The sequence below is a fragment of the Oceanobacillus halotolerans genome (assembly GCF_010993955.1).
GTDB classification, from domain to species: Bacteria; Bacillota; Bacilli; order Bacillales; family Amphibacillaceae; genus Oceanibacillus_A; species Oceanibacillus_A halotolerans.
Map to the genome: position 1 here is coordinate 23,202 of NZ_WIXL01000020.1, position 7,959 is coordinate 31,160.

Annotated in this window: 8 protein-coding genes and 1 pseudogene; all 9 read left to right on the top strand. The window is 37.6% G+C overall.

Annotation, left to right across the window (positions count from 1 at the left end; all coding sequences use genetic code 11):
• Positions 1-144: 144 nt before the first annotated feature.
• Complete coding sequence (locus tag GHC26_RS15350) at positions 145-2,202, top strand: BglG family transcription antiterminator (RefSeq protein WP_163972135.1); 2,058 nt, start codon at positions 145-147, stop codon at positions 2,200-2,202.
• Between the two features lie 46 nt (positions 2,203-2,248).
• Complete coding sequence (locus tag GHC26_RS15355) at positions 2,249-2,725, top strand: PTS sugar transporter subunit IIA (protein WP_163972136.1); 477 nt, start codon at positions 2,249-2,251, stop codon at positions 2,723-2,725.
• A gap of 1 nt (position 2,726) precedes the next feature.
• A complete protein-coding gene (locus GHC26_RS15360; RefSeq protein ID WP_163972137.1) occupies positions 2,727-3,011 on the top strand; it encodes a PTS sugar transporter subunit IIB in 285 nt (94 codons plus the stop codon).
• Between the two features lie 83 nt (positions 3,012-3,094).
• The gene (locus tag GHC26_RS15365; protein WP_163972138.1) at positions 3,095-4,354 is read left to right on the top strand and encodes a galactitol-specific PTS transporter subunit IIC; all 1,260 of its coding nucleotides are present in this window, start codon (positions 3,095-3,097) and stop codon (positions 4,352-4,354) included.
• Between the two features lie 61 nt (positions 4,355-4,415).
• Entirely contained in the window at positions 4,416-5,450 is a 1,035-nt protein-coding gene (locus GHC26_RS15370; RefSeq protein ID WP_163972139.1) for a zinc-binding dehydrogenase, read from the top strand.
• A gap of 18 nt (positions 5,451-5,468) precedes the next feature.
• Entirely contained in the window at positions 5,469-6,140 is a 672-nt protein-coding gene (gene deoC, locus GHC26_RS15375; RefSeq protein WP_163972140.1) for a deoxyribose-phosphate aldolase, read from the top strand.
• A gap of 102 nt (positions 6,141-6,242) precedes the next feature.
• Positions 6,243-6,401 carry a hypothetical protein gene (locus GHC26_RS15380; RefSeq protein WP_163972141.1) on the top strand — a complete coding sequence of 53 codons (159 nt, stop codon included), beginning with the start codon at positions 6,243-6,245 and terminating at the stop codon, positions 6,399-6,401.
• Positions 6,402-6,436: 35 nt separating this feature from the next.
• Positions 6,437-7,489: a galactitol-1-phosphate 5-dehydrogenase gene (locus GHC26_RS15385; RefSeq protein WP_163972142.1), complete on the top strand. Its 1,053-nt coding sequence runs from the start codon at positions 6,437-6,439 to the stop codon at positions 7,487-7,489.
• Positions 7,490-7,541: 52 nt separating this feature from the next.
• A pseudogene (locus GHC26_RS15390) lies at positions 7,542-7,959 on the top strand (transketolase); the annotation flags it as partial.

The window sequence follows — 7,959 nt, forward strand, 5'->3', positions numbered from 1 at the left end:
AAAAGTTGTGCAACCTATGTATCTACTGTGTTTGTGCAACTAAATCACAACGTTGTACATCAAATGTTCGACAAATTGCGCTGAAAACGAATACAATTTATGTTCATACGGTGCTACAATAATTATTGTAAGGGAGGTTAGGAAATGCCACTCGATAGTCGAAGTAAAAAAATTCTAGAAGAACTAATCAGTAATCCAAGTATTACTAGTAAAGATATGGAGAAAAAATTCCAATTAACTCGTAGACAGCTTGGTTATAGCTTCGATAAAATCAATGATTGGCTGTTGACCAAGAACCTTCCTGTTATCGAAAGAACAAGACAAGGGCATTTTGTAATGGATCAATCGATATTTTCTCAGCTTACCAGTGAGCAGGAAACACCAGCATTAGATAGCAATATTCTTTTAGAGGATCAACGTGTTTATATCATTCTCATGATGTTAATTAGTAAACAAGAAGAACTTTCCCTTGTTCATTTTACAAGTAAGTTAGAGATGAGTAAGAACACAATTCTACATGATCTAAAACGAGCACAATCCTTTGTCGATGATTATGAATTGCATATTCGTTATTCCAGACGAAATGGGTATGTGCTAGAGGGTAAAGAATTTCAAATACGAAAGCTCCTGCTAAATGTTACGTTCCAACTATTGGATATGGTTAATGGAGAAAGTTGGCTTAAAGATATTGCAAATATCCAAACAAATGAACTTGATGAATTACAACATCGAATTGAAAAAGTGGAGAACAAATTAAACTTGAAATTCACGGATGAGAAGATGACCATCATGCCATACACACTCATCTTAGTCTTGAGAAGAATTAAACAAGGCAAGACCATTAACGCATTTTCCATTCGTTACGAAGAATTGTCTGATACGAAAGAATATCAAGCAACGGAAGAAATATTATATGACTTTATGGATATCCCCCTAGAGGAAAGATTGTTCATAACCTTACATTTATTAACAACAAATGTGTACTGGTCTGAAGGATTAACAGAGGATTCCATTCCAAATTTAAACCAAGCATTAGATGATATGTTACGAATGTTTGAAAAAAATGCATGTATTTATTTACAAGATCGTCAGCAACTATTAAATAAGTTATTACTACATGTGAAACCAGCTTATTACCGAATTAAATATAACCTAACAGAGGCAAATGACGTTCTAGATACCGTGACAAATCAATTCCGAGAAGTACATCATCTTGTCAAACAGTCAACCAAACCACTTGCTGATTTGGTTGGGAGTGACATACCAGATAATGAAACAGCATATTTGACCATGTTAATCGGTGGTTGGTTAACAAAACAAGGTGAAAACATTCAAGAGAAAATAAAGGCTATCGTTGTTTGTCCGCAGGGTGTTTCTGTTTCGAGGTTAATGTTTAATGAGTTGCGAGAGTTATTCCCTGATTTTGTCTTTTTAGATTCATTATCCGTTCGAGAATTTCTAAACTATTCACTTGATTACGATATTGTTTTCTCACCTATTCATTTGGAGACAGACAAGAAATTATTTAAAGCCAATTCATTTTTAAATCGTGAAGAAAAACAACGATTACGAAAACAAGTGATGCTTGAACTACATGGCTACATTCCTTATGACATTGATGTAGATCAGATTCTAGAAATTATCGAAAAGAATGCAACGATTGAAAATAAACAATCACTAGCCAGGGAGCTAACACAATACATTCATCGGGATGAAACGCAATCAGTGAAACAACAACAAGTACAGAATGCTCCATTAAATCTAAATGATCTAATCACACTCGAAACCATAACACTAGCTGACTCGGCAGATTCTTGGCAAGAAGCCATCCGACTTAGTGGTGAGCCATTAGTGAAGACGAAAAAGATTGAACCAAGGTATGTGGAGGCAGTGCTTCATCATTGCGAAAAAGATCCTTATATTGTCATTGGGCCAAATATTGCAATCCCACATGCAGCTCCAGATGAAGGTGTCAATGATGTGGGAATGAGCCTACTTCGATTAGAAGAAGGTGTACCATTTACAACAGATTACTCCATTAATTTCGTGATCATGATTGCCGCTGTAGATAAACAACAGCATTTACGAGCATTAATGCAATTGATGAACTTAGCAGGGAATAAAGAAGACCTAAACACATTAATGGCTGCTAAAACAAAAGAAGAAATCTATAACATCATTACAGCATATTCAGCCGAGTAATGAGATAAAGGACAACTAGATAAATAGAGCAAAGAGGTGCATGAGAATGAGTGACTTAATTTTTGATGAATCTACCATACTATTAGACTTAGAAAGTGATACAAAAGAAGATGTTTTAACGAAAATGGGTTCTAACCTAGTAGATAAAGAGCTTGTGAAAGAAAGCTATATCGATGCGGTGATTAAGCGTGAAAATGAATTCGCAACTGGTTTACCAACGAGTGGCGTTTCTGTTGCAATCCCACATACAGATGTCGAACACGTCAATCAAAAGACCATCAGTATGGCAGTATTGAAAGAACCAGTGGAATTTGGCGTAATGGGGGATGATAGTGAAACAACTCCAGTCAAAGTGGTCTTTATGCTAGCAATGGATCAACCACATTCACAGCTGACGCTTTTACAAAAACTCATGCAAGTATTTCAAGATGAAGACACACTTCAGTTCTTAGTGACCGAGAAAGATAAAACAAAAGTCAAAGATCTATTGACTGAAAAATTAGCATTTGAAGGAGGTGAGTAAGATGGCGAAAAAACAAGTATTAGTAGCATGTGGTGCAGGTATTGCAACTTCAACTGTTGTAAATGGCGCAATTGAAGAAATGGCGAAAGAAAACAACCTTGATGTGAACTTAATTCAAATTAAAATTGCAGAAGTTGGTTCATATGTTGATACTGCAGACCTATTGGTTACAACTGCAATGACGAAAAAGGAATACCCATTCCCTGTCATTAATGCACGAGCATTCTTAACAGGTATTGGTGTTGAAGATACGAAAAAACAAATTTTAGAAGAACTAAAGAAATAAGTAAATGGATGTAAGGTCTCGATTTTATTATTCTTCTAATGAATCGAGATGCTTACCCATATTTTTATAAGGGGGCAACCACGATGCAAGCATTTGTAGATTTTATTCAAGCATTTTTAGATTTAGGTGCCACAGTAATTCTACCAGTAGCTATATTCCTTTTAGGTCTACTATTTGGACAAAAGCCTGGGAAAGCATTCCGCTCTGGTTTAACCATTGGGGTAGCATTTGTCGGTATTTTCTTAGTTGTGGACTTGTTAGTAGAAAACTTAGGACCAGCTGCACAAGGAATGGTTGACCGTTTAGGGGTTGAACTTAACGTTATTGACGTTGGTTGGCCAGCGACATCATCAATTGCTTGGGCATCTGTTGTAGCAGCATTTATCATTCCACTTGGTTTAGTGGTAAACGTTGTAATGCTTCTAACCAAAACAACGAAAACCATGAACGTGGATATTTGGAATTTCTGGCATTATACTTTTATGGCTGCTCTTGTCTATGCAATTTCAGGAAGTATTGTTCAAGGGTTAATCGCAGCAGTTATTTTCCAAATTGTTACCTTGAAAGTTGCTGACTGGACTGCACCAATGGTAAGCGATTTTTATGAATTACCAGGTGTTTCAATCGCAACCGGTAGTACGATTTCTTACGCACCAGGTATTTGGCTAGTAAAACTCATTCAAAAAATTCCTGGACTTAAGAACTTAAATGCAGATCCAGATACGATTCAAAAACGTTTCGGTATCTTTGGAGAATCTATCTTCATCGGACTTGCATTAGGTGCTGCAATTGGTGCACTAGCAGGTTATAGTGTAGGAGATATTATTGAAATTGGTATGGCGATGGCAGCTGTAATGGTATTGATGCCTCGTATGGTAAAAATCCTAATGGAAGGGTTAATGCCTGTATCTGAATCTGCACGTGAGTGGTTAAATAAACACTTTGGTGACAAAGAGATTCATATCGGACTTGACGCAGCGGTACTACTAGGACATCCGTCTGTTATTGCAACAGCATTAATTCTTGTTCCTATTACTGTATTATTAGCCGTTATCTTACCAGGAAACGCATTATTACCATTTGGTGACTTAGCGACAATTCCATTTGTTGTTGCCTTTATCGTAGGTGCAGCACGAGGCAACATTGTTCACTCTGTTATCGTTGGTGCGATCATGATTGCATTATCACTATACATGGCAACAGATATTGCACCAGTATTCACACAAATGGCAGAGAACGCTGACTTCAATATGCCAGAAGGTTCTGCAATGATTTCTAGTATTGACCAAGGTGGTAACTTAGTAAACTGGGTAATCTGGAAATTCTTTGAAATCTTTAACTAATAGTGTGTGAGCCTCTAATACAGCTAGGGTATAACTCAATCGATTATCAGGAGGAGTTCGAATGAAATCACTCGTCAAAACAGAACTCGGATTTGGTAATCTGGAAATTCAAGACAAACCAGAACCAAACCCTGGAAAAGACCAAGTAAAAATTGAAGTAAAATATGCAGGTATTTGTGGATCAGATATCCATACGTATGAAGGACACTATAAAGTTGGTGTTCCAGTTACATTAGGACATGAATTTGCTGGTGAAGTAGTAGAGGTTGGAGAGGGTGTCACTGAATTTAAAGTAGGTGATCGCGTGACTTCTGAAACAACTTATTACATTTGCGGAGAATGTGACTATTGCCAAACAGGTGATTATAACCTTTGTAACCATCGTAAAGGATTAGGTACACAGCAAGATGGTGGATTTGCGAAGTACTTAATCGCAAGAAAAGAAAGTGTTCACATTTTACCAGAACATGTTGATTATAAATCTGCTGCCATGACAGAACCATTAGCATGTACCTATCATGGTGTTAACAAAACAGAAGTAAATGACGGTGACGTTGTTGTTGTGATCGGTCCTGGTCCAATAGGGTTATTCACTGCACAAGTTGCAAAAAGCCGTGGTGCGACTGTTATTATTACAGGCTTAACGAATGACAAAGTTCGTTTAGATAAAGCAAAAGAGCTTGGTATTGATTATGCGGTTAATACGCAAGAAGAAGATTTAAAAGAACTCATTAACAGCTTAACAGATGGTTACGGAGCAGATGTTGTATTCGAATGTTCTGGAGCGGTACCAGCTGCCAAACAAGGACTTGATCTTCTACGTAAAAAAGGTCAATATGGTCAGATTGGTCTATTCGCACAACCCGAAATTTCATTTGATTTAGAGAAAATCATTCAAAAAGAGATTCGTGTTGTCGGAAGCAGAAGTCAAAAATCTGCTGACTGGGAACCATCTCTAGCATTAATGAATGAAGGAAAAGTAGACGCTAAAGCATTAGTAACGCACGAATTTGATATTACACAATGGGATGAAGCATATAACGCAATTAAAAGCGGAGACGCAATCAAAGTACTACTAACTCCTGTTGACGAATAAAGAAAGGGAGTGTGTTGGATGGACAAACAAAACCTAATAGATATCATAGACTATACACTATTAAAACCAACAGCAAACAAAGACGACATTACGGCTTTCTGCCAGGAAACAATAGACTATGGATTCAAAACAGTATTTGTCAATCCATACTATGTCGCCCATGCATATAGTCTACTAAATGAACATGGTGTAAAAGTTGGGGTACCAATTGGCTTTTCACTAGGTGGTGCCACGACAAACACAAAAGTAGCAGAAACGAAAGAAGCGATTCAAAACGGTGCAACTGAGATTGATATGTTAATTAATCTAGGTGCTTTAAAATCAAAAGAATATGATACTGTCAAACAGGATATCGCAGAAGTAGTGAAAGCTTCAGAAGGATTAACAACGAAAGTGATTATTGAGACAGCCTTATTAACCAAAGAGGAAAAAGTCGCAGCAAGCAATTTAATTGTGGAAGCTGGTGCTGATTTTGTTAAAACAGCAACAGGATTTAACGGCGGAGGAGCCACTGTAGAAGATGTTCAATTGCTTCGTTCCGTAGTTGGCGATGACTTTGGTGTCAAAGCTGCTGGCGGTGTTCGGACATATGAAGATGCTGTCAATATTGTGAAAGCCGGTGCAAACCGGATTGGAGCAAGTGGTGCAATTGCCATTATTTCAGGTGGAACATCTACTGCATCCTATTAAATAATAATAGTTCAACGATTAGGTGTATGGTGCTTAATCGTTGAACTTATTTCCTAATTAATGTTGTTCAACATACTCCTAAATAGAAATGAGGGGAATAATATGGTCGATATGCTACTAGAGTTTATGTTAGGACCAATGCGTGGAATTACTGATTTTTATGTAGAAAATCAAATGATCTTTAACTCTCTAATCGTTGGATTTACATTATATAAAATTATCTTTAGCAAAAAAAAGACAGAAAGTGAATCTGCATCGTAAGTAAGACATAATTACTAGAATGGAAGAGTGATCATATGAAATCATTAAGACTTTATGGAAAACAAGATTTACGATATGAAGAAGCAGACAACCCAGTCATTGAAAATACAGATGATGTAATTGTTAAAGTAAAAGCTGTTGGAATTTGTGGCTCTGATATTTCTAGATATAAAAAATTAGGACCATATGTAGAAGGTATGGTGTTTGGCCATGAATTTGCAGGAGAAGTAACAGAAGTGGGTTCAGGTGTAGAAGGAATTAGACCAGGTGATCGTGTTGCAGCATGTCCTACCTTTTATTGTGGTGAATGTGAAAGCTGCAAAAAAGGGGAGCTATCACGCTGTGAAAAGCTTACCGTAATCGGTGCGAGACACCCTGGTGCTTATGCAGAGTATGTAAAATTACCTGCAGAGAATATTTTACCACTTCCAGATAATGTGGATTATGATACAGCTGCAATGGTTGAACCATCCTCTGTCGTCGCACATGGTTTCTATCGCACAAGCATTAAGCCTGGTGCAGAAGTAGCTATTATGGGTTGTGGAAGTATTGGACTATTGGCTGTTCAATGGGCGAAAATTTTCGGAGCAAAAAAAGTGTATGCGATCGACATTGATGATGCCAAATTGGAAGTGGCGAAAGAAGTAGGAGCAGACGTCCTCATTAACTCTATGGAAAAGCCTGCTCATGAGCAAATCATGGATCATACGAATGGTTCAGGTGTTGATTTAGCAGTAGAATCTGCAGGCTCCCCAATAACATCCGCACAAGTTTTTGCATTACCAAAAAAAGGCGGAGAAGTCGTCTTTATGGGTATCCCATATGCCGATATTAATATTGAACGCTTTTATTTTGAAAAAATCGTTCGAAGCGAATTGACAGTATTAGGTTCTTGGAATGCAATATCTTCACCATTTCCTGGAAAAGAGTGGACATCATCTGTTCATTACATGAGTACAGGACAAATTAATGTGAAACCAATGATTTCCCATCGTTTACAGTTAAGTGAAGGACCAGAAACGTTTGATAACTTAATTAATCGAAAAGGTTCCTATGTAAAAGTCCTCTTTTATCCCGAACTAGATTAGGAAATGATCTCGCTTAAAAATGAGAAACATAGAGTTGGAAGGAGAATACAACATGACTAAAGAAGTTGAACAACGATCGATCAATACCATTCGCACACTATCCATTGATGCCATTCAAAAGGCAAACTCAGGTCACCCAGGGTTACCAATGGGCGCTGCACCAATGGCATATACCTTGTGGACAGATTTCATGAACCACAACCCAAAGAATTCAAAATGGTTTAACCGAGATCGGTTTGTCCTATCTGCTGGACATGGGTCTATGCTTTTATATAGCTTACTTCATTTATCAGGTTATGACGTAAGTATGGATGATTTAAAAGCATTTCGTCAGTGGGATTCGAAAACACCTGGACATCCAGAAGTACATCATACAGATGGAGTCGAAGCAACAACTGGTCCATTAGGCCAAGGGATTGCCATGTCTGTTGGAATGGCTATGGCAGAAGCACACCTTGCTGCAACCTATA